This is a genomic window from Alkalilimnicola sp. S0819 (assembly GCF_009295635.1).
Taxonomy (GTDB): domain Bacteria; phylum Pseudomonadota; class Gammaproteobacteria; order Nitrococcales; family WHIW01; genus S0819.
In genome coordinates this window covers 119,199-144,358 of the sequence record NZ_WHIW01000005.1, presented here as the reverse complement: position 1 = coordinate 144,358, position 25,160 = coordinate 119,199, and the positions used below count along the sequence as shown (strand labels likewise).

22 protein-coding genes are annotated in these 25,160 nt (G+C 66.5%); 19 read left to right on the top strand and 3 right to left on the bottom strand.

The annotated features are described in order from the left end of the window. The first annotated feature begins 33 nt into the window (after positions 1-33). Genes rph through hemW form a run of 3 tightly spaced genes read left to right on the top strand, consistent with a single transcriptional unit; the run spans position 34 to position 2,537 of the window. Positions 34-750, top strand: a complete 717-nt coding sequence (gene rph / locus GBG68_RS06345; protein WP_152146155.1) for a ribonuclease PH — start codon at positions 34-36, stop codon at positions 748-750. Positions 751-753: 3 nt separating this feature from the next. Continuing rightward, complete coding sequence (gene rdgB, locus GBG68_RS06340; protein WP_152146088.1) at positions 754-1,350, top strand: RdgB/HAM1 family non-canonical purine NTP pyrophosphatase; 597 nt, start codon at positions 754-756, stop codon at positions 1,348-1,350. An 8-nt stretch (positions 1,351-1,358) separates the two neighbouring features. Then, on the top strand, positions 1,359-2,537 hold the full coding sequence (hemW, locus tag GBG68_RS06335; RefSeq protein ID WP_152146087.1) for a radical SAM family heme chaperone HemW: 1,179 nt from the start codon (positions 1,359-1,361) through the stop codon (positions 2,535-2,537). Between the two features lie 28 nt (positions 2,538-2,565). On the opposite strand, the gene GBG68_RS06330 is transcribed toward hemW, so the two are convergent. Next, entirely contained in the window at positions 2,566-2,943 is a 378-nt protein-coding gene (locus GBG68_RS06330) for a SirB2 family protein (RefSeq protein ID WP_152146086.1), read from the bottom strand. A gap of 50 nt (positions 2,944-2,993) precedes the next feature. On the opposite strand from GBG68_RS06330, the gene GBG68_RS06325 reads away from it, so the two are divergent. The 4 genes from GBG68_RS06325 (at position 2,994) to GBG68_RS06310 (ending at position 5,955) form a co-directional block, all read left to right on the top strand. Then, on the top strand, positions 2,994-3,230 hold the full coding sequence (locus GBG68_RS06325; protein ID WP_152146085.1) for a transcriptional antiterminator, Rof: 237 nt from the start codon (positions 2,994-2,996) through the stop codon (positions 3,228-3,230). A gap of 225 nt (positions 3,231-3,455) precedes the next feature. Then, entirely contained in the window at positions 3,456-3,806 is a 351-nt protein-coding gene (locus GBG68_RS06320) for a DUF3135 domain-containing protein (protein ID WP_193222242.1), read from the top strand. A gap of 128 nt (positions 3,807-3,934) precedes the next feature. Beyond that, a complete protein-coding gene (locus GBG68_RS06315) occupies positions 3,935-4,192 on the top strand; it encodes a type B 50S ribosomal protein L31 (RefSeq protein ID WP_152146083.1) in 258 nt (85 codons plus the stop codon). A gap of 467 nt (positions 4,193-4,659) precedes the next feature. Beyond that, positions 4,660-5,955 carry a citrate synthase gene (locus GBG68_RS06310; RefSeq protein WP_152146082.1) on the top strand — a complete coding sequence of 432 codons (1,296 nt, stop codon included), beginning with the start codon at positions 4,660-4,662 and terminating at the stop codon, positions 5,953-5,955. A 258-nt stretch (positions 5,956-6,213) separates the two neighbouring features. Here the strand turns inward: GBG68_RS06310 and GBG68_RS06305 are convergent, their stop codons facing one another. Further along, positions 6,214-6,825 (bottom strand): hypothetical protein, encoded by a 612-nt coding sequence (locus tag GBG68_RS06305; protein ID WP_152146081.1) that lies wholly within the window; start codon positions 6,823-6,825, stop codon positions 6,214-6,216. A 17-nt stretch (positions 6,826-6,842) separates the two neighbouring features. Further along, positions 6,843-9,266 (bottom strand): penicillin-binding protein 1A, encoded by a 2,424-nt coding sequence (locus GBG68_RS06300; protein WP_152146080.1) that lies wholly within the window; start codon positions 9,264-9,266, stop codon positions 6,843-6,845. A 170-nt stretch (positions 9,267-9,436) separates the two neighbouring features. On the opposite strand from GBG68_RS06300, the gene GBG68_RS06295 reads away from it, so the two are divergent. The 12 genes from GBG68_RS06295 (at position 9,437) to hemB (ending at position 25,155) form a co-directional block, all read left to right on the top strand. After that, positions 9,437-10,495: a pilus assembly protein PilM gene (locus GBG68_RS06295; RefSeq protein ID WP_226801683.1), complete on the top strand. Its 1,059-nt coding sequence runs from the start codon at positions 9,437-9,439 to the stop codon at positions 10,493-10,495. 1 nt (position 10,496) lies between these two features. Continuing rightward, a complete protein-coding gene (locus GBG68_RS06290) occupies positions 10,497-11,057 on the top strand; it encodes a PilN domain-containing protein (protein WP_152146079.1) in 561 nt (186 codons plus the stop codon). Beyond that, entirely contained in the window at positions 11,057-11,641 is a 585-nt protein-coding gene (locus GBG68_RS06285; protein ID WP_152146078.1) for a type 4a pilus biogenesis protein PilO, read from the top strand. The genes GBG68_RS06290 and GBG68_RS06285 overlap by 1 nt, the downstream gene beginning before the upstream one ends. Continuing rightward, the gene (locus tag GBG68_RS06280; protein ID WP_152146077.1) at positions 11,638-12,183 is read left to right on the top strand and encodes a pilus assembly protein PilP; all 546 of its coding nucleotides are present in this window, start codon (positions 11,638-11,640) and stop codon (positions 12,181-12,183) included. Before GBG68_RS06285 ends, GBG68_RS06280 begins: the two co-directional genes overlap by 4 nt. A 20-nt stretch (positions 12,184-12,203) precedes the next feature. Continuing rightward, positions 12,204-14,288: a type IV pilus secretin PilQ gene (gene pilQ, locus GBG68_RS06275; protein WP_226801682.1), complete on the top strand. Its 2,085-nt coding sequence runs from the start codon at positions 12,204-12,206 to the stop codon at positions 14,286-14,288. A 181-nt stretch (positions 14,289-14,469) separates the two neighbouring features. Continuing rightward, on the top strand, positions 14,470-15,012 hold the full coding sequence (gene aroK / locus GBG68_RS06270; RefSeq protein ID WP_152146076.1) for a shikimate kinase AroK: 543 nt from the start codon (positions 14,470-14,472) through the stop codon (positions 15,010-15,012). A gap of 11 nt (positions 15,013-15,023) precedes the next feature. Next, entirely contained in the window at positions 15,024-16,109 is a 1,086-nt protein-coding gene (aroB, locus tag GBG68_RS06265) for a 3-dehydroquinate synthase (protein WP_152146152.1), read from the top strand. A gap of 233 nt (positions 16,110-16,342) precedes the next feature. After that, positions 16,343-20,800, top strand: a complete 4,458-nt coding sequence (gene gltB / locus GBG68_RS06260) for a glutamate synthase large subunit (RefSeq protein ID WP_152146075.1) — start codon at positions 16,343-16,345, stop codon at positions 20,798-20,800. 27 nt (positions 20,801-20,827) lie between these two features. After that, a complete protein-coding gene (locus GBG68_RS06255; RefSeq protein ID WP_152146074.1) occupies positions 20,828-22,225 on the top strand; it encodes an FAD-dependent oxidoreductase in 1,398 nt (465 codons plus the stop codon). A 253-nt stretch (positions 22,226-22,478) separates the two neighbouring features. Next, positions 22,479-23,567 carry a uroporphyrinogen decarboxylase gene (gene hemE, locus GBG68_RS06250; protein ID WP_152146073.1) on the top strand — a complete coding sequence of 363 codons (1,089 nt, stop codon included), beginning with the start codon at positions 22,479-22,481 and terminating at the stop codon, positions 23,565-23,567. 3 nt (positions 23,568-23,570) lie between these two features. Continuing rightward, the gene (locus GBG68_RS06245) at positions 23,571-24,005 is read left to right on the top strand and encodes a bis(5'-nucleosyl)-tetraphosphatase (RefSeq protein ID WP_152146072.1); all 435 of its coding nucleotides are present in this window, start codon (positions 23,571-23,573) and stop codon (positions 24,003-24,005) included. Between the two features lie 139 nt (positions 24,006-24,144). Further along, a complete protein-coding gene (gene hemB / locus GBG68_RS06240) occupies positions 24,145-25,155 on the top strand; it encodes a porphobilinogen synthase (RefSeq protein ID WP_152146071.1) in 1,011 nt (336 codons plus the stop codon). Positions 25,156-25,160 lie beyond the last annotated feature (5 nt).

Below are 25,160 nucleotides of genomic sequence, written 5' to 3'. Positions count from 1 at the left end.
TTGCCCTCCGCCCACAGCCCCGAGGTAGAGCGCATGCGCCCCAGCGGCCGCCGCCCCGATGAACTTCGCGCCGTACGCATCACCCGCCAATTCACCCGCCACGCCGAAGGCTCGGTGCTGGTGGAGTTTGGCGAAACCCGGGTGCTATGCACCGCCACCGTGGAGGATCGGGTGCCACCCTTCCTGCGCAACACCGGTCGCGGCTGGGTCACCGCCGAGTACGGCATGCTCCCCCGCGCCACCCACAGCCGCTCCGACCGCGAGGCCGCCCGGGGGCGCCAGCAGGGGCGCACCGTGGAGATCCAACGCCTGATCGGCCGCGCGCTGCGCGCCGCGGTCAACCTGGAAGCCCTGGGCGAGCGACGCATCATCCTCGATTGCGATGTGCTGCAGGCCGACGGCGGCACCCGCACCGCCGCCATCACCGGCGCCTACGTGGCGCTGGCCGACGCCTTGCGCGGCTTGCTGAAACGCAAGAAAATCAAACGAAACCCGCTATTTGGCCAGGTGGCTGCCGTGTCCGTGGGCCTGTATCGCGGGGAGCCTGTGCTGGACCTGGACTATCTGGAGGACGCCGAGGCGGAAACGGACATGAACGTGGTCATGAACGAGGCCGGCGCCTTCGTCGAGATCCAGGGCACCGCCGAAGGCCATGCCTTCCGGCCCGATGAGCTGCAGCGCATGCTGGCCTTGGCCCAGAGCGGCATCGAAGGGCTGCTGGCACAGCAGCGCGCAGCCCTGGAGGACTGAGCGATGCGCATCTGCCTGGCGAGCAACAATGCGGGCAAGGTCCGAGAGCTGGCGCAACTGCTGGCAGACCTGCCGGTGGAACTGATTACCCTGCGGGAGCTGGGCATTGTCTCGCCCGAGGAGACCGGGCTGAGCTTCATCGAAAACGCCCTGCTCAAGGCCCGCCACGCGGCTCGCCACAGCGGCCTGCCGGCCCTGGCGGACGACTCAGGCCTGGAAGTGGATGCCTTGAACGGCGCGCCGGGCATCTACTCCGCCCGCTATGCCGGCGCGGAGGCGGACGATGCGCAGAACAACCGCAAGCTGCTGGAGGCCCTGCGCGGGGTTCCTGCCGCGCGGCGCGGCGCCCGCTTTCACTGCGTGCTCGCCTATATGCGCCACCCCGCAGACCCCACGCCGCTGATCTGCCACGGCAGCTGGGAAGGGCGCATCCTGGAAGCACCCGTCGGTGACGGCGGGTTCGGTTACGACCCGATCTTTCACGCGCTGGATGCGGACCGCGCGGCGGCGCAGCTGAGCCCCGAGGACAAGGCCCGCCATTCTCACCGCGGCCGCGCCCTGCGCGCACTGCTGCAGACACTGCCGGAGCGGCTGCGCTGAGCGCCGCCATGGGCGAGACCACCCCCCCCACGACCGAGCCACCCCCGCTGGGGCTATACGTGCACCTGCCTTGGTGCGTGCGCAAATGCCCCTACTGCGACTTCAACTCCCACGCCCTGCGTGGCGAGCTGCCGTCGGACGACTATGTGGACGCCCTGCTGCGGGACCTGGACTACGAAGCGGCTTCCGCCGAAGGACGACCGGTGGAAACGGTGTTCTTCGGCGGCGGCACCCCCAGCCTCTTCCCCGCCGAAGCCATCGCCCGTTTCATGGACGGCCTGCGGGCGCGGGTCCCGCTGGCAGCCGATGCCGAAATCACCCTGGAAGCCAACCCCGGCGCCTTCGAGCAGGCCCGCTTCGAGGGCTTCCGCGCCGCTGGCATCAACCGGCTATCCATCGGCGTACAGAGCTTTCACGGCGAACAGTTGCATGCCCTGGGACGGGTCCACGGCGCGGAGGAAGCCTTGGGTGCCGTGGCCGCGGCACGCGCGGCGGGCTTCGACAATATCAACCTGGACCTGATGTACGCCTTGCCCGGGCAAAACCGTGCCCAGGCGCTGGCCGACGTGGAGCAAGCCATTGCGCTGGCGCCGGAGCACCTCTCCCATTACCAGCTTACCCTGGAGCCCGGCACCGCCTTCGCAGCCCGCCCACCCCGGCTGCCCGACCCGGATGAGGCCTGGGCCATCCAGGAGGCCTGCCAGGCGCGGCTCGCCGAGGCCGGTTACCAGCACTACGAGATCTCGGCCTATGCGCGCCCCGGCCGGCGCGCCCGACACAACCTCAACTACTGGCTGTTCGGCGATTATCTGGCGGTGGGTGCCGGCGCCCACGGCAAGCTCAGCGACGCAGGCAGCGAACGCATCACACGGCGCACCCGGCTGCGGCTGCCAAGAGCCTGGCAACAGGCCGCCGGAGGCCCGCAGGCCTTGGCGGAGGAGCGGGAAGTATCACGGGAGGACCGAGTGCTGGAATTCATGCTCAACGCCCTGCGCCTGACCGAGGGCTTCCCGCGCGAACTGATGCTCGCCCGCACGGGGCTTGCCAGCGAAGACTTCGCCGCCCCGCTGGCGCAGGCGCGAGCCCGCGGCTGGCTGGCCATCGAAAACGGCCATATCCGCCCCACGACCGAGGGCCTGAACTGGCTAAACGACCTGCAGGCCCTGTTCCTGCCGCGGCAACCGTAGCCGCGCTACAGCGAAGCGAAGCAGCGGACTAAAACGGCCACACCTGCTTGCTCAGCGCCACCATCACGATATAGGCGAACACCACCAGCGCCCCGACCAGCGCCAGCGCCCGCCCCCGCAGCGTGCGACCACGCTTCAGGGCCACCGTTCCCAGCACGATGTAGCACACCAGGGCGATGAGCTTGGCGTGTATCCAGTCATGCCCCACCGCCGGCCACCGATAAAACTGCCAAGCCAAGGCCAGGGCGCTGATCAGCAGCACGGTATCCACCCCATGGGGCAGCACCCGCAACACCCGGGCCCGCAGCAACCGCGAGCCAAGCAGCATCAGCACGCCGCGAAACAGGAAAAGCGCGATGCTCAGCACCACCGCCAGCAGGTGAATGTGCTTCAGTGCAGCATACATAAATGACTCCTGCGGCTTGAGGGATTCCCAGCCGGGTTTATATTTAAGTCATGAGCGACTACAAGCCGATCCATTCGCAGCGCCACGCGGAACTGGAAGTGGCCATACTCCACGGCCTGCGCCTGCGCACCGCCTGGCTTACCGACGCGGGCCAGACCCGGGTGGAACCCCTCACACCGCTCAATCTCAACACCTGCGAGCAGGCCGAATACCTGCTTGCCCTAGACTGCCAAGGCTACCACGTGCAGATCCGCCTCGACCGCATCCGCGCCTTCCATCCCTTATAATGGTCGGCGGAAGCCCCAAGCTCTGCCTGTACGGACCCAGCGCGACGCCGGCCAAAGCCGTGGCTTGTCACCGGCCCCTGGGGGGCGGCCTCGGTTTCGGCGCCCCAGAGGCGTGGAGGCGCACCGCTGATCCAGGCCGCACAGCACACGCTGAACCGATCACCAACCGCCGGCAACACGGGGGGGCAGACGATGACAGGGACAGGCAAGCCGCGCCGCCGGAGCATGAGCTTCGACGACTGGGTCCAGCTGGCCCGCACCGACCCCGAGGCCTTCGAGGCCCGCCGCCTCGCCCACATCGAGGCAGTCATTGCCCGAGCGCCGGCGGACAAGCAACGCCGGCTTCGGGGCCTGCAATGGCAGATCGATCAGGCGCGCCGCCGGGCCCCCACGCCACTGTCGGCCTGCCTGCGCATATCGCGCATGATGTGGGAATCCATCCTCGCCCGCGACGGCCTGCTCGATCGTCTGGAACAATTCAGCGGCCGCCGCCCACCCGCCCCGCCACCGCCGCTCGCCCGCGTACTGCCGTTACGCGCCCCACGAGGCAGCAAGGCACCACGCCCACGACACTGATCCAAAACCCATGGAAATTGATCGGCGCTTCCCTTGCCAAGCCCCACCCGAGGCGACTATGATTGCCGGCTTCGTATTTGGGGCCGTGCCCGGGCCCGGACCCCGGGGCTTGGGATTAAAGGTGCTTTATGCAGAAAGATATCCATCCGAATTACCGTGAGGTGGTGTTCCAGGACATCTCCTCCAACTTCGCCTTCAAGACCCGCTCGACGGTGCGCACCAAGGACACCATCCAGTGGGAAGACGGCAAGGAATATCCGCTGGTCAAGGTGGAAGTCTCCAGCGACAGCCACCCCTTCTACACCGGCAAGCAGCGCGTCGCCAGCACCGGCGGCCGTGTGGACCAGTTCCGCAAGAAGTTCGGCGGCCTCAGCCGCCGCAAGTAGGCGCGAACGATCCAGCCCGAAAGGCGCCCCAACATGGGCGCCTTTTTTGTGCTCGCTGCATGCGTAGACTCCTCTCGCGCACCCTGCCCGCCCGTCGAAGGCGTTCGCCCAATCCCCATCGGCCCCAATACCCTCCACCGGGCGCGAGAATGCCGACACATTCCCCATGGTTTCGCAGAAGTTACCGAAAACCCCGCCGATCTGGCGCCCATCTGCTTTTCCAGTATTGGGATTATTGATACTATCTGCGCGGCCTTATGGCGCGCCGCACACAAGCGCCCCCCCGGGACCGCCCGGCCGCAATGGCGGTCGAACCAGGCCCCAGGCACCGATTCCCGACCGCCTGCCCGGCAACTCCGTGGTTGCCACTCGCTCGTCAGCGAGCCGGGCCCGTTGCATTGCGGACAGGTTTTCGGCAACAGGCCGTGAGCGCCCTCACGGCGAGGCGAATTAAGGAGAAGCTTTGCATGTCCAAGAAAACCGTCACCATAACCGATAACGTAAGCGGCAAGAGCGTGGACTTCCCCATTCGCGAGGGCACCCACGGACCCGACGTGGTCGACATCAAGACGCTGTACGGCGAACTCGGCTACTTCACCTACGACCCGGGCTTCACCTCCACTGCCAGCTGCCGCAGCGACATCACCTTCATCGACGGCGACAAGGGCGTGCTGCTCTATCGCGGCTACCCCATCGACCAGCTGGCCGAGCAGAGCTCCTTTCTGGAGGTGAGCTACCTGCTGATGAACGGCGAACTGCCCACCAAGCGGGAGCTGGAAGGCTTCGAGGACTCCATCACCCGGCACACCATGGTGAACGAGAGCATCAAGGATTTCTTCGGCGGCTTCCATTACGACGCCCATCCGATGGCCATGCTCACGGCGGTGGTCGGCTCCCTGTCCGCCTTCTACCATGACCAGATCGACATCAACGATCCGGAAAGCCGGCGCCTGTGCGCTCACCGGATCCTCGCCAAGATGCCCACCATCGCGGCCGCGGCCTTCAAGAAGATCCTCGGCGAGCCCTTCGTTTACCCGCGCAACGAACTGAGCTACGCCGGCAACCTGCTGCGCATGATGTTCGCCCGTCCCAGCGAGGACTACGAGATCAGCCCCGTGGCCGAGAAGGCCCTGGACCAGCTGCTGATCCTGCACGCCGATCACGAGCAGAACGCCTCCACCTCCACTGTGCGCCTGGCCGGCAGCACCGGCACCAACCCCTTCGCCGCCATGGCGGCGGGTTGCGCGGCGCTGTGGGGTCCGGCCCACGGCGGCGCCAACGAGGCGGTGCTGAACATGCTGGAGGAGATCGGCAGCGCCGACAATGTGCCGAGGTTCATCGACAAGGCGAAGGACAAGAACGACCCCTTCCGCCTGATGGGCTTTGGCCACCGGGTCTACAAGAACTACGACCCGCGCGCCACCATCATCCGCAAGACCTGCCACGAGGTGCTGGACGAACTGGGCATGAGCGACGACCCGCAGCTGGAACTGGCCATGCGGCTCGAGGAAATCGCCCTGAAGGACGATTATTTCGTGGAGCGCAAGCTCTACCCGAACGTGGACTTCTACTCGGGCATCATCTACCGCGCCCTGGGCATCCCCACCGAGTTCTTCACGGTGCTGTTCGCCCTGGGCCGCACCCCGGGCTGGATCGCCCAGTGGGAAGAGATGATCAGCGACCCGGAGCAGCGCATTGGCCGCCCCCGCCAGTCCTACACCGGCGCCGCCAAGCGCGATTACGTGGCGGTGCACAAGCGCTAAGCCGCCTCCAGCGCCCCATGGAAACCGGAGCCTGGCGCTCCGGTTTTTTTATGGCCAAACACTTGGCAACTGAGCTTGAGCAGGGTGGCAACAACACCCCGCGAGGATAGGTGCGAGCCCTGGGCTTGGTACGGTCGGCGGCGGCCCACGATTCTGAGGCCGAGCGATGAAAAGCAGTGCGCTGCCTGAGCGGAGCCCCGCCCGGGCTCTGGAATAGGCGCACACCCCCTGAAGGTCGAGGCGCGTTATTGTCGCTCCTCAGGCCTCCGCCAGCAGGTCCCGCACCGCACTTTCGCCTGCGCGTTCCATGGGCCGGCCATCCACCCGGCTGCGGGGCGGCTCGCGCCCGCCCGCCGGGTCGAATATGGTCAGATCGATCATCACATCCCCGGCCAGGAAGCGTATTACCGGCCAGTCCCGCCACTGATCGACACCGTATCGGAGCTTGCGCTCGTCGGTCTCGAAGGGAATCTGTCGATCCATGAGGAAGAATGCCACATCTTCGGGGGTTTCCGCGAAAAGATGCAGGTTCACGTCGGAGTGCTCGCTGGCGGTGCCGCTGAGCACCGAACCCACCAGCGCCGGGCGAAAGGGCGCCAGCAAGGCCATCGCCTCCAGCGCGGCCTCACGTAGCTGGCGCAGACGACGCGGCTGGCTTTCGGCCTGAAACAGCCGCTGATACTCCATCAGCGCGGCCTGGACCTCCTGGTTTCGGGGCAGGTTGCGGGTATCCGGCGCCCCCAGGCGCAGCGCCGCCTTGCGTTTGGCGGCGGCGAAATCTCCCACACCTTCCTCGGCCATCACCCGAGCCGCCTCCTGGGCGAGGCGCTCGCGCATGCGCACATCCGCATTGCTGCCGCGCTTGGTCATCAGAGCCTCCCGACCGGCTAGAACAAGGGCCGCTCACCACCCGCCGAACCGCTGCCCGGCGCACCGGCGCCCGGCGGCTCCAGCTCCGGTACCCGGTCTTCCCGGAACAGTTCGAACACCGCACCGGGGTTCTCGGCTCGCGCGGCACGCCCGCTTTCCGGGTCGATACGCACGCTGACCAGGCCAGCAGGCCGAGCCGGATCCGCCTCCGGCACGCCTTTCAGTGCCTGGCCCATATAGGACACCCACACCGGGAGCGCGGCCGTCGAACCGGTCTCACCCCGCCCCAGGGGCTGGAGCTGATCGAAACCCATCCAGACCACCCCCACCAGGGCGCTGTTGTAGCCGGTGAACCATACGTCCTGCTGGGCGTTGGTGGTACCTGTCTTGCCGGCCAGATCACGCCGCCCCAGGCTCAGCGCACGCCGCCCGGTGCCGCGTCGAATCACGTCCCGCAGCATATCGTTCATCAAGTAGACATTGCGGGCATCCAGCACCCGCGGCGCGTCCCGCCGCTCTCGCGGCACCAGCGCCTCACCGCCTTCGGCGCTCACGGGCACGACCAGTGCCGCCGGTTCCTCCTCGCAGCCTTCACACAGCCGCACCAGCGGCGCGCGGTAGACCCGCTTGCCGCCATCGTCGTAGATCTCCTCGACCAGATAAGGCTGGACCTGATGACCACCATTGGCGAACACCGCATAGCCCCGAGCCAACTCCAGCGGCGTCAGACTCGCGCTCCCCAGGGACAGGGAAAGATCCCGCGGCAGGCTACCCCCGGGAAAGCCGAAACGCTGCAGATAATCGATGGCGTAAGCGATACCGATCTCGCGCAGCACGCGGATGGAGACCAGATTGCGCGAGCGCACCAGCGCTTCGCGCAGACGGGTCGGGCCGTAGAAACGGCCGCTGTAGTTCTTGGGCCGCCAGGTATCCTCCAGCGCCGGATCATCGAACACTACCGGGGCGTCGTTGATCACGGTGGCCGGGGTCATGCCCGCTGCCAAGGCTGCTGAATAAATGAAGGGCTTGAAGCTGGAACCCGGCTGGCGCCGCGCTTGGGTGGCGCGATTGAATTTGCTGTCGAAGAAGTCGAAGCCGCCAACCAGTGAGCGTATGGCGCCGCTCTGTGGCTCCAGGCCCACCAGCGCCCCTTCCGGTTGCGGAACCTGGGCGAGCACCCAGCCCGAACCCACCGCCTGCAGCCGAACCACATCGCCGCTACTCAACACCTCGGCGGGCGTCTTCGGCGCCGCCCCCACCACCTCACGGTTCACGAAAGGCTTCGCCCAATTCATGGCGGCGAACGGCAGCCGCACACGCTCGGCACTGCGCAACAGCAGCTCCGCTCCCTGCTCATCCACAGCCAGCACCAGCGCGGGCATCAGCCCGCCCACCACCGCGTGCTTGCGCAGCCGCCCAAGGCGCGCCTGCTCATCTTCCAGCGCCGCGAGCTCCAACGTCTCGATCGGCCCCCGGTAACCATGGCGCCGATCGTAATCCAGCAGCCCCTGGCGCAGGGCCGCCACGGCCGCGCGCTGGCGAGCCGCTTCCACGGTGGTGAACACCTTGTAGCCCGCCGAGTAGGCCCGCTCCTCGCCAAAGCGCGCCACCACCTCGGCGCGTGCCATCTCGGCCACATAAGGCGCCTCCACCTCGGGGCGCTCTTCGTAGGTGCGAGCGGTCACCGGCGCGCCCAGCGCCTGCTCGTAGGTCGGCTGATCGATAAAGCCCTGTTCGCGCATGCGACGCAAAACGTACGCCCGGCGCTCTTTCGCTCGCTCGGGGTTGGTCACCGGATTGTCCCTCGACGGCGCCTTGGGCAGCCCGGCGATCATTGCCATCTGCGCAAGATCCAGCGCCGCGATCGGCTGGCCGTAATACACCTGGGCCGCCGCGCCCACCCCGTAGGCACGATGCCCCAGATAGATCTTGTTGAGATACAACTCCATGATCTGAGGCTTGCTCAGCTCACGGTCGATCTTGAGAGCCAGCAGGATCTCGTTGGCCTTGCGCAGGTAGGTTTTCTCGCGACTGAGGAAGAAGTTGCGAGCCACCTGCATGGTGATAGTGCTACCACCCGGCCCCTTCTCCCCAGTGCGAACCAGGTACCAGACCGCGCGCAAAAGTCCTTGATAATCTACCCCCGGGTGCTCGAAGAAACGCTCGTCTTCGGCCGCGATGAAGGCATTGACCAAATCGGGGGGCAATTCGTCATAGCTCAGGGGCGTGCGTTTCTTCTCGCCGAACTCGGCGATCAGATCACCTTCCCGGGTATAGACCCGCAAAGGCACCTGGTACTCAACGTCCCGCAGGCTTTCCACGGAGGGCAACTGCGGGGCCAGCACCAAATAAGCCGCGCCGACGCCCACCAGGCCCAATAGCCCCAGGGCGAGACCGGCGGCCAGGAAGAACAGGAATAGTCGGTTGAGGGTACGCTTCATGTTTTATGCGCCAGCGCAGGTTTTCGACAGGGCGGCAGTATAACAGCCGGAAGGCTCGCAACGTCGACGACGTTCCCAGTTTGGCCGCCTTGACCTGAAGTTGTGCTTGCGTTTGAATGCGATATTGCATATACCCCTCAGAAAGCCGCAAACCTATAAGGAAAAAATAAGTGGGCTTGCTCGGTAAGAAACACCTTCCCCTTCTCGGGATCGACATCAGTTCGACCGCCGTGAAATTACTTGAGCTGCGTCGGGCCGATGCGCGGTATCGCGTCGAGTGTTACGCGGTGGAACCCTTGCCACCCAATGCCGTGGTGGAGAAACGCATCGAAAACCCGGAAGCGGTCTCCGAGGCCCTCAAGGCAGCGGTGCGCCGCTCGCAGTCCAAGGCCAAGACCGCCGCGGTCGCCGTCCCCGCCTCCTCCGCCATCAGCAAGGTCATCACCATGCCGGCGAGCCTGAGCGAGGACGAGATGGAGGCGCAGATCGAGCTGCAGGCCGATCAGTACGTGCCCTACCCGCTGGAGGAGGTCAACCTGGACTTCCAGATGCTGGGCCCGGTGGCCGGCAACGCCGACGAGGCGGAAGTGCTGCTGGTAGCCTCGCGCAGCGAGAACGTGGAGAGCCGGGTGGATGTGCTGCAGGCGGCCGGGCTCAGCGCGCAGGTGGTGGACGTGGAAAGCTACGCCATGGAGAACGCCTACTCGCTGATGGCGGCGAGCCTGCCCGGCGGCGCGGATCAGACCGTGGCGGTGGTGGACATAGGCGCCACCATGACGGCGCTGACCGTGCTGGAGAATCAGCGCATCATCTACACCCGCGAGCAGATCTTCGGCGGCCGCCAGCTCACCGAGGAGATCATGCGCCGCTACGGCCTGTCCTACGAAGAGGCCGGACGCGCCAAACGCCAGGGCGGTCTGCCCGACAGCTACGAGGACGAAGTCCTGGCGCCGTTCAAGGAGACCATGGCCGAGCAGGTGGCCCGGTCGCTGCAGTTCTTCTTCAGCTCCGGCCAGCATGCCAGCGTGGACCATGTCCTGGTGGCCGGCGGTTGCGCGGCCATCCCCGGGGCGGCGGAGCTGATCCAGGACTACACCGGAACCCCGGCCAGCAAGGCCAACCCTTTCGCCAACATGCCGGTGTCCTCACGCGTACGCCCGCACATGCTCAGCGAGGACGCGCCCGCCCTGCTGATTGCCTGCGGCCTTGCCATGAGGGGCTTCGACTAAAATGACAAAAATAAACCTACTCCCCTGGCGCGCGGCACTGCGCAAGAAGCGCCAGCAGGAATTCATCGCCATCCTGGTCGGTGCGCTGGTCCTGGGGGCCGCCACCTGGTTCGGCGGCCATATGTACTTCGCCGACCGCGTCGACTTTCAGAAGGCACGCAATCGGCTGGTGCAACAGGAAATCACCGCCCTGGATGCGCGCATCGCGAAGATCCAGGATCTGGAAAAAACCAAGCGCCAGCTGATCTCACGCATGGAAGTCATTCAGAAGCTGCAAGCCGGCCGCAGCGGGGTGGTGCATCTTTTCGAGGAACTCAGCACCACCTTGCCCGAAGGTCTGCACCTCAGCAGCCTCAAGCAATCGGGCGTCCAGCTGGCCATCGCCGGTCGCGCCGAATCCAACGCCCGCATCTCCCGCTACATGGAGAACCTGGACAGCTCGGACTGGTTCAGCGACCCGAAGCTGAACGTGATTCAGGTCAGCGAGCAGGGCCAGACGCGCATCAGCAGCTTCGACCTGCAGGTGCGACAGTCGGTGCCTGACGACGAGGAGGCCCGCTGATGGACCTGAACAAGATCAACGAACTGGATTTCAACAACATCGGCAGCTGGCCCTGGCCCGCCAAGGCCGTGCTGCTGGTGCTGGCTTTCGTCGCAGTGGTGGTGGCCGGCTGGTGGTTCGACTGGCAGCATCAGCAGGACGATCTGAAGAAGGTGGCCGCCGAGGAGAAGGAACTGCTGCAAACCCTGGCCTTCAAGCAAAAGCGCGCCGCCAACCTGGAAGCCTACGAGCAGCAGCTCGCCGACATGCGCCGCTCCTTCGGCGACATGCTGCGCCAGCTGCCCAGCCGAGCGGAAGTTTCCAAGCTGCTGGTGGACATCTCCCAGACGGGCCTCGCCAGCGGTCTGGAATTCGACCTGTTCCGCCCCAGCGGGGAGCGCCTCCAGGAATTCTATGCCGAACTGCCTGTGCAGATCAGCGTACGGGGTGACTACCACGAGTTCGGCCGCTTCGTCAGCGGCGTGGCCAACCTGCCGCGCATCGTCACCCTGCACGACATCGACATCGCCCCGGCGGGTGAGCAATTGGTGATGAACCTGACCGCCAAGACCTACTGGTACGTCGAGGAGGGAGACGCGAAATGAAACGCTTGAACGCGCGCCCTCTGGCGGCACTGATACTTTCCGCAAGCCTTGTGGGGCTGGCCGGCTGCAGCCAGGACATGTCCGATCTGCAGGGCGAAATCGCCCGCATAAAGCAGCGGCCCGCGGCACCCATAGAGCCGGTACCGGAGATGCCGCCCTTCGAGTCCTACACCTATCCGGAACGCACCGCGGACCTGCGCAACCCCTTCGCCGAGCTGCGCTTCGGCGAAGCGGCGGACGGACCGGCCGTGGCCGATACCAGCGGTCCGCGACCGGACCCCTCGCGCCCGCGTGAGGTGCTGGAAGAGTTCCCGCTGGATGCCCTGCGCATGGTGGGCACCCTGCAGCAAGACGGCATGCTCTGGGGTCTGATTCGCGACCCCGGCGGCACCATCCATCGGGTACAACCGGGCAATCACATGGGCCAGAACCACGGCCGCATCGTTGCCCTGAGCGACCAGAAAGCCTCACTGGTCGAGCTGGTTCCGAACGGCCGTGGCGGCTGGATGGAGCGCGAAGCCTCACTGGCGGTTAAGGAATGATTTTGGTGGGAGCCCACAAGATGACAATAAAACAATCCACTCGTATTGCTCGCGCGAAGCACCGGTTCGCCAAGAGGCTGTTCGCACTGGCCGCCATGCTGCTGCTGGGCAGTCAGAGCGCGGCCGCCCAGAACGCGCTCACCGATATCGACTTCTCCACCCTGCCGGGCAACCGGGTCCAGCTTACCCTGAGCCTGGAGAACCCGACGGATCAGCCGCGCAGCTTCACCATCGAGGACCCGGCCCGCATCGCACTGGATTTATTGGATACCGAGAACCGCCTGAGCGATCCCACAATGGACATCGGCGCCGGCAACGTGGAGAGCGTCACCACGGCCGCGGCCGGCGGCCGCACCCGCGTGGTAATCAAGCTCGCCCAACTGGTGGGTTACGAGACCCGCGTAGACGGCAACCGGATCCATGTGTTGCTGGACAACGCCGCGGCCAGCACCTCCGCCGCGGCCAGCGGCGGCAGCTCCCGAACGGCCGCTCGGACGAGCGGCGACGGTGCCAGCCTGAAGGCTCTGGACTTCCGCCGCACCGCCGAGGGCACCGCCCGGATCATACTCAGCCTGAGCGACCCCAACGCCTCGGTGGACCTGCGCGAGGAAGGCGGCCAGATCATCGCCGAGGTGCGAAACAGCACCCTGCCCGATCGCCTGGCCCGTCGCCTGGACGTCACCGACTTCGCCACCCCGGTGGAGACGGTGGATGCCCGCCAGAGCGGCCGCCACGCGCGCATCACGGTAAGCGCCAGCGGCGATTACGAGCAGCTCGCCTACCAGACCGGTGACACCTTCGTCATCGAGGTGCAGCCGCTCACCGCCGAGGAGCAGGCCCAGCGCGAGCGGGAAGAAACCCACTACACCGGCGAGCGCCTGTCGCTGAACTTCCAGGACATCGAAGTGCGCTCCGTGCTGCAGCTGCTGGCGGATTTCACCGGGCTGAACCTGGTGGTGAGCGACAGCGTTACCGGCAATATCACCCTGCGGCTGCAGAATGTCCCCTGGGACCAGGCGCTGGACATCATCCTGCGCACCCGCGGGCTGGACAAGCGCCAGAACGGCAACGTGATGTTGATCGCGCCGGCCGAGGAAATTGCCGCCCGAGAACGTCTGGAGCTGGAGTCCCGCCAGCAGGTCAAGGAACTGGCCCCGCTGCGCTCGGAACTGCTCCAGGTCAGCTATGCCAAGGCCCAGGACATCGCCACCCTGCTGCAATCCGGCGAAGCCGGCCTGATCAGCGAACGCGGCAGCCTGATCGTCGACCCACGCACCAACACCCTGATCCTGCGCGAATCCGCCGAGAACCTGAGCGCCATCCGCGCACTGGTTACGGAGCTGGACATCCCGGTCAAGCAGGTGCTGATCGAGTCGCGCATCGTCATCGCCAGCGATGATTTCAGCAAGGACCTGGGCGTGCGCTTCGGCGTCTCCGGCTCGGACACTACCGGCAACACCGGCTCCGACCCCGACTACGGCATCGGCGGCCGCCGCGGCTTCCCCGCAGGCAACGTCGGAGATCCGCTGATGGTGGACCTGCCCGTGGTGGGCGCGGGCAACATCGGCCTGGCCATCGGCCGGATCGGCAGCTGGCTGCTGCAGCTGGAGCTATCCGCCATGGAGGCCGAGAACCGCGGTGACATCGTCTCCAGTCCGCGGGTGATCACCGCCGACAAGAAATCCGCCACCATCGAGCAGGGCGTGGAAATCCCCTATCTGGAAGCCAGCTCCGCCGGCAACACCAGCGTGTCCTTCAAGAAAGCCGTGCTGGGGCTGACCGTGACCCCGCAAATCACTCCGGACGACCGGGTGCTGCTGGATCTGGAGGTGAGCAAGGACAGCGTAGGCGAAACCACCCTTGCCGGCCCGGCCATCAACACCCAGTCGGTCACCACCCAGGTGCTGGTGGACAACGGTGAGACCGTGGTGCTGGGCGGTGTCTACGAGCGCACCAACCGCAAGGACACCACCCGGGTGCCCTTCTTCGGCGAACTGCCGGCGGTGGGCTATCTGTTCCGCTCCACCAACGACATCGATGCCCGCAGCGAGCTGCTGGTGTTCGTCACGCCGAAGATCCTCAAGGAGAGCCTGAGCGTCGAATAAGCGCTCCGCGCTCGAAGCGAAGAAAGTATAGGGCCCTGCGGGGCCCTTTCTTTCGCTTGCCGTGCATCTGCGGGGCTCGCGACCAACGCCGCTCCCACACCGGGGTGGCACGGATAAACTTCCCTGACCCACCGACCGCAGGGACGCGGGAGCGAGGCGTTTGCTGGTATAGTTTGCCCTCATGAGTTCAGCCAGCCGCAGCATCTTTCTGGTCGGCCCCATGGGGGCGGGCAAGAGCACCATCGGCCGGCGCCTGGCCCAGGCGCTGGGGCTACGCTTCGTGGACAGCGATCATTGCCTGGAAGAGCGCACCGGGGTACGCATCCCGGTGATCTTCGAGATCGAGGGCGAGGCCGGCTTTCGCGAGCGCGAAGCGCGCCTGATCGAAGAACTCACCCGCGAACCGGGCATCGTGCTGGCCACGGGCGGCGGCGCGGTAATCACTCCCGACAACCGCCGCCACCTTGGCGGCCGGGGCACCGTCATCTACCTGCGCACTTCGGTGGATCGGCAACTGCAGCGCACCCGTCACGATCGCAACCGCCCGCTGCTGCAGACCGCCGACCCCCGCGCCCGGCTCGCCGCCCTGCTCGCCGAGCGCGACCCGCTGTACCGGGAGGTCGCCGATCTGATCGTCGACACCGACCGCGGCGGCGTGAAAAGCCTGGTGCGGCACATCACCGAACAACTGGAGCGGGCCGCGCGGCCCACGGAGACTCTCTAGTGTCCCAGGATATGCAAACCCTCATCGTGGAACTGGCCGAGCGTAGCTACCCCATTCATATCGGCCCCGGGCTACTGGACCGCCCGGAGCTGATCCGCCCCCATGTGCACGGTAGCCAAGTGCTGATCATCAGCAACGAGACCGTTGCGCCGTTGTACCTGGCCCGCCTGCAGGACAGCCTGGCGGACTACCGCCCAGGCACCCTCATCCTGCCCGACGGCGAGCGCTACAAGACCCTGGAAACCGCCGGGCGCATCTACGATGAGCTGCTTCAAGGCCGCTACGATCGCCATTGCACCCTCATCGCCCTGGGCGGGGGCGTGATCGGCGATATGGTCGGCTTCGCCGCCGCCACCTACCAGCGCGGCGTGCACTTCATCCAGATCCCCACCACCCTGCTCGCCCAGGTGGACTCCTCCGTGGGCGGTAAGACCGCCGTAAACCACCCCCTGGGCAAGAACATGATCGGCGCCTTCCACCAGCCGCAACTGGTGCTGGCCGATACCGACACACTCGCCACCCTGCCGCCGCGGGAACTGCGGGCGGGCCTGGCGGAGGTCGTCAAATACGGCCTGATCCGCGACCTGCCCTTCCTGGAATGGCTGGAGGCGCGCCCGCAAGCCCTGCTGGCGGGTGACGGCGACACCCTGATAGACGCTGTGTATGCTTCCTGCCGCAACAAGGCCGAAGTGGTCGCCGCCGACGAGCGCGAACAGGGTCAGCGCGCCCTGCTCAATCTCGGCCACACCTTCGGCCATGCCGTGGAGACCCACACCGGCTACAGCAGTTGGCTGCACGGCGAGGCGGTGAGCGCGGGCATGGCCATGGCCGCTCGGCTGTCAGCGGAACTGGGCTGGCTCGCGACCGAGGACCGGCAACGGGTAGAGGCCCTGTTGCGCGCGCTGGAACTGCCCACCGCGCCGCCGACGGACCTGGACCCGCAGCGCTTTCGTGACCTGATGGCCGTAGACAAGAAAGCCCAGGCCGGCCAACTGCGCCTGGTGTTGCTGCGGGCACTGGGCGATGCCGTGATCAGCCGCGATTTCGATGACACCGCCTTGCAGCGCACCCTCAACCATTACCACCGGGCGGCCTGAAGCCGCCCGCCACCCGAGCCCCGTCTCTCGCCTCTCAAGACCCGCTTAGCTGTCACCGCGAGCCTGCCGAAACCGTTTCTTATTGATGCGGCGCGGCGCCGACTGTATACTGCTTCGCCTTTTTTTTCGCCGAGAGGGGTTCCGCGGCGCCAAACCCGGTGCCGCGCCCAACCCGCCCGCGGCGCGCCGAGAGGGCTTGGTTTATCGTTCAACACAAGAGAGGCCTTGTTCCCGTGAGCTATCAAAACAGCGAACATCGTGGCCTGTACCGCCCCAAATTCGAGCGGGACAATTGCGGCTTCGGCCTAATCGCCCACATGGACGGCACCCCCAGCCACCGGCTGGTGAAGACCGCCATCCAGGCACTGACACGCATGACCCACCGCGGCGCGGTGGCCGCCGACATGAAAAGCGGCGACGGTTGCGGTCTGTTGCTGAAGCGCCCGGATTCCTTCCTGCGCGCCGTGGCGGACGAAGCCGGGATCCCTCTTGGTGAACAATATGCCGTGGGCGCCGTCTTCCTGAGCCAGGACGAGAGCGCCGCCCGGATCGCCCGGGAGACCATGGAACGGGAACTGCAGGCCGAGGGCCTCACCATAGCCGGCTGGCGTCCGGTGCCGGTGAACCCGGAGGCCTGCGGTGAAGAAGCGCTGGCCAGCCTCCCCCTGATCGAGCAACTCTTCGTCAACGCCCCGGCGCAGATGAGCGAGGCAAACCTGGAGCGGCATCTGTTTATCGGCCGCCGCCGCGCCGAGAACGCTCTGGCCGAGGATGAGGTGTTCTACATCGCCAGCCTCTCCAGCCGCGTGCTCTCCTACAAGGGCCTGGTGATGCCGAGCTATCTGCCGGTGTTTTACCTGGACCTGCAGGATCCACGCATGGCGGCGGCGCTCGCCGTGTTCCATCAGCGCTTCTCCACCAACACCCTGCCCCAGTGGCGCCTGGCACAGCCCTTCCGGTACCTGGCCCACAACGGCGAGATCAACACCATCGAAGGCAACCGCAACTGGGCCAATGCCCGGGCCGGCATCTTCGAATCGCCGCTGATCCCGAACATGGACGACATCCGCCCGCTGGTGAACAGCGAAGGCTCGGATTCCTCCAGCATGGACAATATGTTCGAGGTGCTGCTGGCCGGTGGTGTGGACATGTTCCGCGCCATGCGCCTGCTGGTGCCGCCGGCCTGGCAGAACGTGGACTCCATGGATCCGGACCTGCGAGCCTTCTACGAATACCACTCCATGCACATCGAGCCCTGGGACGGTCCGGCGGGCATCGTCCTCACCGACGGCCGCTACGCCGGCTGTGTGCTCGATCGCAACGGCCTGCGCCCGGCGCGTTGGGTCATCACCAAGGACCGGCACATCACCCTGGCCTCCGAGATCGGCGTGTGGGACTACCAGCCCGAGGACGTGGTGCGCAAGGGCCGGCTCAAGCCCGGTCAGATGCTCGCCGCCGACACCGATACCGGCGAGCTGCTGCTGCCCGAGGACATCGACGAGCAGCTGAAGAACCGCAAGCCCTACAAGCGCTGGCTGGCGGCCCACGCCCATTCCGTGGAACATGACCCGGCCGACCAGGCCGAGCCCCTGGACAGCGCCGCGGTGCTGGCCTACCAGAAGATGTTCAACGTCTCCTTCGAGGAACGTGAACTGGTGCTGCGGGTCACCGCCCAGGGCGGCCAGGAGCCGGTGGGCTCCATGGGCGACGACACCCCCTTCCCGGTGCTCTCCCGACAGCTGCGCTCCCCCTACGACAGCTTCCGCCAGCAGTTCGCCCAGGTCACCAACCCGGCCATCGACCCGCTGCGCGAGCAGATCGTCATGTCCCTGGAGACCTGCCTGGGCCGCGAGAAGAACCTGTTCGAGGAGACCGAGGCCCACGCCAAGCGCCTGGTGCTGGAATCCCCCGTGCTCTCGGGCGCCAAGTTCCGTGCCCTGCTGCGCCAGGACGACCCGGACTACGCTCACGAACTCATCGACCTGAACTACGACCCGGCCCGCGGCCTGCGCTCAGCCATCGAGGCTGTGGCGGAGCAGGCCGAGGCCGCCGTGCGCGCGGGCAAGACCCTGGTGGTGCTGTCCGATCGTCAGATCCGCGAAGGCAAGCTGCCGATTCACGCCCTGCTGGCCACCGGCGCGGTGCATCAGCGTCTGGTGCGCGAAGGCCTGCGCAGCAGCGCCAACATCATCGTCGAGACCGGCACGGCGCGGGATTCGCACCACTTTGCCGTACTGATCGGCAACGGCGCTTCCGCTGTCTTCCCCTACCTGGTCTACGATGTGCTGGCCGATCAGCTGCGCACCGGCGAGATCAAGGCCGCCGAGCGACTGGAGCTGGGCAGCAACTTCCGCAAGGGCATCAACAAGGGCCTGTACAAGATCCTCTCGAAGATGGGCATCAGCACCATCGCCAGCTACCGCGGCGCGCAGCTGTTCGAAATCGTCGGCCTGCACGACGAGGTGGTGGATCTGTGCTTCACCGGCACCACCAGCCGCATCCAGGGCATCAACTTCGCCGATCTGGAAGAAGACCAGCAGCAACTGGCGGAGCTGGCCTGGGCCAAGCGCAAGCCCATCAACCAGGGCGGCGTCTACAAGTACGTTCACAATGGCGAGTACCACGCCTACAACCCGGAGGTGGTGCGCGCGCTGCAGGAATCGGTGGAAACCGGTGATTACCAGCGTTACAAGCGCTATGCCGAGCTGGTGAACACCCGCCCGGTGACGGTGCTGCGCGATCTGCTGGGTCTGAAGCTTGCGGAGCAGCCCCTGGCGCTGGACGAGATAGAGCCCATCGAGGCCATCACCCAGCGCTTCGATTCCGCCGGCATGTCCCTGGGCGCCCTCTCCCCGGAGGCCCACGAAGCGCTGGCCATCGGCATGAACCGCCTGGGCGCGCGCTCCAATTCCGGTGAGGGCGGCGAGGATGTCGCCCGCTACGGCACCGAGCGCATGTCCAAGATCAAGCAGATCGCCTCCGGCCGCTTCGGCGTAACGCCCCATTATCTGGTCAACGCCGAGGTGCTGCAGATCAAGCTGGCCCAGGGCGCGAAGCCCGGCGAAGGCGGCCAGCTACCCGGTCACAAGGTCAACGACATCATCGCCCGGCTGCGCTACTCCATGCCGGGTGTCGCGCTGATCTCGCCGCCGCCGCATCATGACATCTACTCCATCGAGGATCTGGCGCAGCTGATCTTCGACTTGAAGCAGGTCAATCCGGAAGCGCTGGTTTCGGTAAAACTGGTGGCGGAAGCCGGCGTGGGCACCATCGCCGCCGGTGTCGCCAAGGCTTACGCGGACCTGATCACCATCGCCGGCTACGACGGCGGCACGGGCGCCTCGCCCCTGACCTCGGTGAAGTATGCCGGCGGCCCCTGGGAGCTGGGTCTGACCGAGACCCACCAGGTACTGCGCAGGAACAATCTGCGCGATCGCATCCGCCTGCAGACCGACGGCGGCCTGAAGACCGGCCTGGACGTGATCAAGGCGGCCATCCTGGGCGCGGAGAGCTTCGGCTTCGGCACCGCCCCCATGATCGCCATGGGCTGCAAGTACCTGCGCATCTGCCATCTGAACAACTGCCCCACCGGCGTCGCCACCCAGCAGGACGTGCTGCGGCTGCGGCACTTCATCGGCAGCCCGGAGCGGGTTTCCAACTACTTCCGCTTCGTCGCCGAGGAAGTGCGCGAGTGGCTGGCCAAGCTCGGCGTGCGCCGCCTGGAGGACCTGGTGGGCCGCACTGACCTGATGGAAGTGCTGCCCGGCGAAACCGAGCGTCAGGGCCGGCTGGACTACAGCCCCATCCTGTCGGATGCCGGCGTACCCGCCGAGCGGCCGCGGCTGTGCGGTGTGGAGCGCAATCTGCCCTTCGACAAGGGAGAGCTTGCCGAGCAGATGGTCGCCGACGCCCTGCCCGCCATCGAGGCCAAGAGCGGCGGCGAGTTCAGCTACACCCTGCGCAACACCCACCGCTCCATCGGCGCGCGACTGTCCGGCGAAATCGCCCGCCGCCACGGCAATCTGGGCATGAGCGACAAGCCCCTCGTGCTGAAACTCACCGGCACCGCCGGCCAGAGCTTCGGCGTATGGAACGCCGGCGGTCTGCACATGCACCTGGAAGGCGATGCCAACGACTACGTGGGCAAGGGCATGGCCGGCGGCAAGCTGGTCATTCACCCGCCCGCTGGCAGCGTCTTCAAGACCCAGGAGACCACCATCATCGGCAACACCTGCCTGTACGGCGCGACCGGCGGCAAGCTCTACGCCGCGGGGCTGGCCGGCGAGCGCTTCGCCGTGCGCAACTCCGGTGCGCTGGCGGTGGTCGAAGGGGTGGGCGATCACGGCTGCGAATACATGACCGGTGGCGTGGTCTGCGTGCTGGGCGCCACGGGCCTGAACTTCGGCGCGGGCATGACCGGTGGCTTCGCCTTCGTGCTGGACCTGGATAACCAGTTCGTCGACCGCTACAACCATGAGCTGATCGACATCAACCGCCTGCTCTCCGAGAGCATGGAGGCCCACCGCGGCTATCTGCGCAACCTGATCGCCGACTACGTGGCGGAAACCGGCAGCGACTGGGGCCGGGAGGTGCTGGAGAACTTCCGCGATTACGTGGGCAAGTTCTGGCTGGTCAAACCCAAGGCCGCCGACATCCAGAGCCTGCTGGACACCCTGCGCCGCGCCGCCTGAGGCGGCGAGCCGAGAGAGCATACCGACATGAGCAAGAACGTTTTCCAGTTCATCGAAGTCCCCCGCCAGGGGCCCCGCGTGATCAGCCCCGAGCAGCGCATCCGGGAATTCAAGGAGATCTACGCCGGCTTCGAGCAGGATCAGGCCTGCGCCCAGGCCGGGCGCTGCCTGGAGTGCGGCAACCCGTACTGCGAGTGGAAGTGCCCGGTGCACAACTACATCCCCAACTGGCTGAAACTGGTGGCCGAGGGGAATCTGTTCGAGGCCGCCGAGCTCTCCCACAAGACCAACTCCCTGCCGGAAGTCTGCGGCCGGGTCTGCCCCCAGGACCGGCTGTGCGAGGGTGCCTGCACCCTCAATGACGGCTTCGGCGCCATCACCATCGGTTCGGTGGAGAAGTACATCACCGATGAAGCCGTCAAGCAGGGCTGGCGCCCGAACATGGACGGCGTGGTGCCCACCGGCAAGAAGGTCGCCGTGATCGGCGCCGGCCCCGCCGGGCTGGGCGCGGCCGACATCCTGGTGCGCAATGGCGTGCAGCCGGTGGTGTTCGACAAATACCCGCAGATCGGCGGCCTGCTCACCTTCGGCATCCCCCCCTTCAAGCTGGAAAAAGAGGTCATCGCGACCCGGCGCATGCTGATGGAAGGCATGGGCGTGGAGTTCCGCCTCAATACAGAGGTGGGCAAGGACGTGACCATGGACCAGCTGCTGGCGGAATACGACGCCGTATTTCTCGGCATGGGCGCCTACACCTACATGCGTGGCGGCTTCCCCGGCGAGGACATGGAAGGCGTACACGAGGCGCTGCCCTTCCTGGTTTCCAACATCAATCGGCTGATGGGCTACGGCGGCGAGTACATCAGCATGGAAGGCCAGCGGGTGGTGGTTCTGGGCGGTGGTGATACCGCCATGGACTGCAATCGCACCTCTGTCCGTCAGGGCGCGGCCAGCGTCACCTGCGCGTACCGCCGGGACGAGGCGAACATGCCCGGCTCCCGCCGCGAGGTAGCCAACGCCAAGGAAGAGGGCGTGCAGTTCCTGTGGAACCGCCAGCCGGTGGAAATCGTCGGCAACGGCCGGGTGGAAGGCGTGAAGGTCATCACCACCCGTCTGGGCGCGCCGGACGAGCGCGGCCGACGCAGCCCCGAGCCGGTGCCGGGCAGCGAGGAAATCATTCCCGCCGACCGGGTGATCATCGCCTTCGGCTTTCGCCCCAGCCCCGCGCCCTGGTTCGACGACTTCAACATCGAGGTGGACGAACGCGACCGGGTGAAGATCGCCAAGGGAGAGCTCTGCGGCCAGACCAGCAACCCGAAGATCTTCTCCGGCGGCGACATGGTCCGTGGCGCGGATCTGGTGGTCACCGCCGTGTGGGAGGGCCGCGAGGCCGCCAAGGGCATTCTCAACTACCTGGACGTCTGACGTCGTTTAACCGCGGAGGCGCAGAGACTCGCAGAGGAAAGGCGAAACGCCTTAAAAAAACACCGGCACGGACAGTGCGCGACAGCACAAAGCGCCTTATCGGTCTTTCTTTGGCGCTTTGGCGCGCCTGTGTCGTTGTGGTGAACCTTTTCCCTCTGCGGATCTCAGCGCTCCGCGGTTGCACCCCTCCTCTCCCTCTCCACGGCCCGTGCTAAACTGACGCCCCGTTCTTCTAGTGGTGGGTTATCAATCCGTGACTGAACTGAGCAACGACCGGCTGCTACGCGCCCTGGCGCGCGAACCTGTGGACCGCACTCCGGTGTGGATGATGCGCCAGGCCGGCCGCTATCTCCCCGAGTACCGCGAGGTGCGCGCCAAGGCCGGCTCCTTCATGGACCTGTGCCAGAACCCCGAGCTCGCCTGCGAGGTCACCCTGCAGCCGTTGGAGCGCTTCCCGCTGGACGCGGCCATCCTGTTCTCGGACATTCTCACCATTCCCGACGCCATGGGCCTGGGCCTGTACTTCGAGCCCGGCGAGGGGCCCCGCTTCAGGAACCCGGTGCGCTCCGCCGCCGCCGTGGACTCCCTGCCCATCCCCGACCCCTTCGATGACCTGGGCTACGTGATGGACGCGGTAAGCCTGATCCGCCGCGAGCTCAACGGGCGGGTGCCGCTGATCGGCTTTGCCGGCAGCCCCTGGACGCTGGCCACCTACATGGTGGAAGGCGGCCCGAGCAAGTTCTTCGCCCATATCAAGGGCATGATTTACGAGCGCCCGGATGTGCTCCATCAGTTGCTCACCCGCACCGCCGCCGCGGTCACCGACTATCTCAACGCCCAGGTGGAAGCCGGCGCCCAGGCCTTGATGCTGTTCGACTCCTGGGGCGGCGTGCTCAACCCCGAGGCCTACCAGCAGTTCTCGCTGGCCTACTGCGCCCGCATCCTCCAGGGGCTGCGCCGCGAGACACCGGACGGCCGAAAGATTCCCGTGGTCCTTTTCACCAAGGGCGGGGGCCAGTGGCTGGAGAGCATGGCCGAGGCCGGCTTCGACGCCCTGGGCCTGGACTGGACCACGGACATGGGCGACGCCCGCCGACGGGTGGGCGACACGGTGGCCCTGCAGGGCAATCTGGACCCGACCACCCTGTACGGCCCGCCGAACGTCATCCGCGCGGAAGTGGCCAAGGTGCTCGCCAGCTACGGGCCCGGCAGTGGCCATGTGTTCAACCTCGGCCACGGCATCCACCCGGAGGTACCGCCGGAGCACGCGGCGGCGATGGTACAGGCGGTGCATGAACTGAGCCCCGCCTACCACGGCGGAAACCCGGAGCAGCAGGCCTGAGCCATGCGCATCCGCACCCTCTCTTCCGGCGTGGTCGTGATCCGCAGGGAGCGGGGCGAGTGGCGCTTTCTGCTACTGCGCGCCTACCAGTACTGGGACTTCCCCAAGGGTGGCGTCGAGCGGGGTGAAACCCCCTTCGAGGCCGCCCTGCGCGAGGTGCAGGAAGAGACCGGCATCACCGAACTGGCCTTTCACTGGGGCCACGACTTCATCGAAACCGGGCCCTACGCCCGCGGCAAGGTCGCCCGTTACCACCTGGCGGAGACCACCGAGCAGCGCGTGGTAATGGGCATTTCCGAGGAACTGGGCCGGCCGGAGCACCACGAGTATCGCTGGGTGAGCCTCGCCCAGGCCCAGGCCATGTGCGCGCCCCGTGTGCAACGTGTGCTGGACTGGGCCCGCAAGCAGCTGGATCTGGACCCGCCCCACCGGCCTTGAGGCGACACTGACCGCCCCCATGGTCGCCGATTACCACACCCTTCATGACATCTTTGTTAACAACCGGCTTTGCAGGCATAATCCGCGCAGCTTGCCCCCGCACGGGTCTGTGAACCCCCAAGGTCAGTCAGGAGTGCCCATGCCCTCGGACCCCCGGCCCGGATTTCCCCGAACCCGCCTGCGCCGCATGCGCCGTGACGATTTCTCGCGGCGCATGATGCGCGAAACCCACCTCGGCGCGGACGATTTCATCTACCCCTTGTTCGTGCTCGAAGGCGAGCAGCGCAGCGAGCCGGTGGCTTCCATGCCCGGCGTGCAACGTCGCTCCATCGACCTGCTGCTGGAAGAGGCCGCGCGGGCGGCGGAGCTGGGCATCCCCGCCATCGCCCTGTTCCCCGTGGTAGACGCCTCGCAGAAGAGCGCGGGTGCCGAAGAGGCCTGGAACCCGGACGGCCTCGCCCAGCGCGCCGTACGCGCGCTCAAGCGCGAGCTGCCGGCACTGGGGATCATCACCGACGTGGCCCTGGACCCCTACACCAGCCACGGCCAGGACGGCCTGGTGGACGAAGACGGCTACGTGCTCAACGACGAGACCAGCGTCGCCCTGGTGCGCCAGGCGCTGAGCCACGCGGAGGCCGGCGCCGATGTGGTGGCCCCCTCAGACATGATGGACGGGCGCATCGGCGCGATCCGTGACGCCCTGGAGGCGCGCGATCACCGCAACACCCGCATCCTCGCCTACGCCGCCAAATACGCCTCCGCCTTCTACGGCCCCTTCCGCGACGCGGTGGGCTCGGCGGGCAACCTCAAGGGCGCGGGCAAGCACAGCTACCAAATGGACCCGGCCAACAGCGACGAGGCCTTGCGCGAGGTGGAGCTGGATCTGGCGGAAGGCGCCGACATGGTCATGATCAAGCCCGGCCTGCCCTATCTGGACATCATTCGCCGGGTGAAGGTGCGCTTCGGCGCCCCGACTTTCGCCTACCAGGTGAGCGGCGAGTACGCCATGCTCAAGGCCGCCGCCCAAGCCGGCTGGCTGGACGAACGGGCCTGCGTGCTGGAAGCGCTCACCAGCCTCAAGCGCGCCGGCGCTGACGGCATTCTCAGCTATTACGCACCCGATGCGGTTCGCTGGCTCCAGGATTCCTGAAACCG

Coding starts and splice junctions, on each gene's coding strand:
- GBG68_RS06330 (WP_152146086.1), bottom strand. CDS start 2,943: ATGTATGCTGCACTGAAGCACATTCACCTGCTGGCGGTGGTGCTGAGC.
- GBG68_RS06300 (WP_152146080.1), bottom strand. CDS start 9,266: ATGAAGCGTACCCTCAACCGACTATTCCTGTTCTTCCTGGCCGCCGGT.
- hemB (WP_152146071.1), top strand. CDS start 24,145: ATGCCCTCGGACCCCCGGCCCGGATTTCCCCGAACCCGCCTGCGCCGC.
- pilQ (WP_226801682.1), top strand. CDS start 12,204: ATGACAATAAAACAATCCACTCGTATTGCTCGCGCGAAGCACCGGTTC.
- GBG68_RS06305 (WP_152146081.1), bottom strand. CDS start 6,825: ATGACCAAGCGCGGCAGCAATGCGGATGTGCGCATGCGCGAGCGCCTC.
- GBG68_RS06315 (WP_152146083.1), top strand. CDS start 3,935: ATGCAGAAAGATATCCATCCGAATTACCGTGAGGTGGTGTTCCAGGAC.
- hemW (WP_152146087.1), top strand. CDS start 1,359: ATGGGCGAGACCACCCCCCCCACGACCGAGCCACCCCCGCTGGGGCTA.
- GBG68_RS06285 (WP_152146078.1), top strand. CDS start 11,057: ATGGACCTGAACAAGATCAACGAACTGGATTTCAACAACATCGGCAGC.
- GBG68_RS06320 (WP_193222242.1), top strand. CDS start 3,456: ATGAGCTTCGACGACTGGGTCCAGCTGGCCCGCACCGACCCCGAGGCC.
- GBG68_RS06310 (WP_152146082.1), top strand. CDS start 4,660: ATGTCCAAGAAAACCGTCACCATAACCGATAACGTAAGCGGCAAGAGC.
- rdgB (WP_152146088.1), top strand. CDS start 754: ATGCGCATCTGCCTGGCGAGCAACAATGCGGGCAAGGTCCGAGAGCTG.
- GBG68_RS06325 (WP_152146085.1), top strand. CDS start 2,994: ATGAGCGACTACAAGCCGATCCATTCGCAGCGCCACGCGGAACTGGAA.
- GBG68_RS06255 (WP_152146074.1), top strand. CDS start 20,828: ATGAGCAAGAACGTTTTCCAGTTCATCGAAGTCCCCCGCCAGGGGCCC.
- GBG68_RS06290 (WP_152146079.1), top strand. CDS start 10,497: ATGACAAAAATAAACCTACTCCCCTGGCGCGCGGCACTGCGCAAGAAG.
- GBG68_RS06245 (WP_152146072.1), top strand. CDS start 23,571: ATGCGCATCCGCACCCTCTCTTCCGGCGTGGTCGTGATCCGCAGGGAG.
- aroB (WP_152146152.1), top strand. CDS start 15,024: ATGCAAACCCTCATCGTGGAACTGGCCGAGCGTAGCTACCCCATTCAT.
- rph (WP_152146155.1), top strand. CDS start 34: ATGCGCCCCAGCGGCCGCCGCCCCGATGAACTTCGCGCCGTACGCATC.
- GBG68_RS06280 (WP_152146077.1), top strand. CDS start 11,638: ATGAAACGCTTGAACGCGCGCCCTCTGGCGGCACTGATACTTTCCGCA.
- aroK (WP_152146076.1), top strand. CDS start 14,470: ATGAGTTCAGCCAGCCGCAGCATCTTTCTGGTCGGCCCCATGGGGGCG.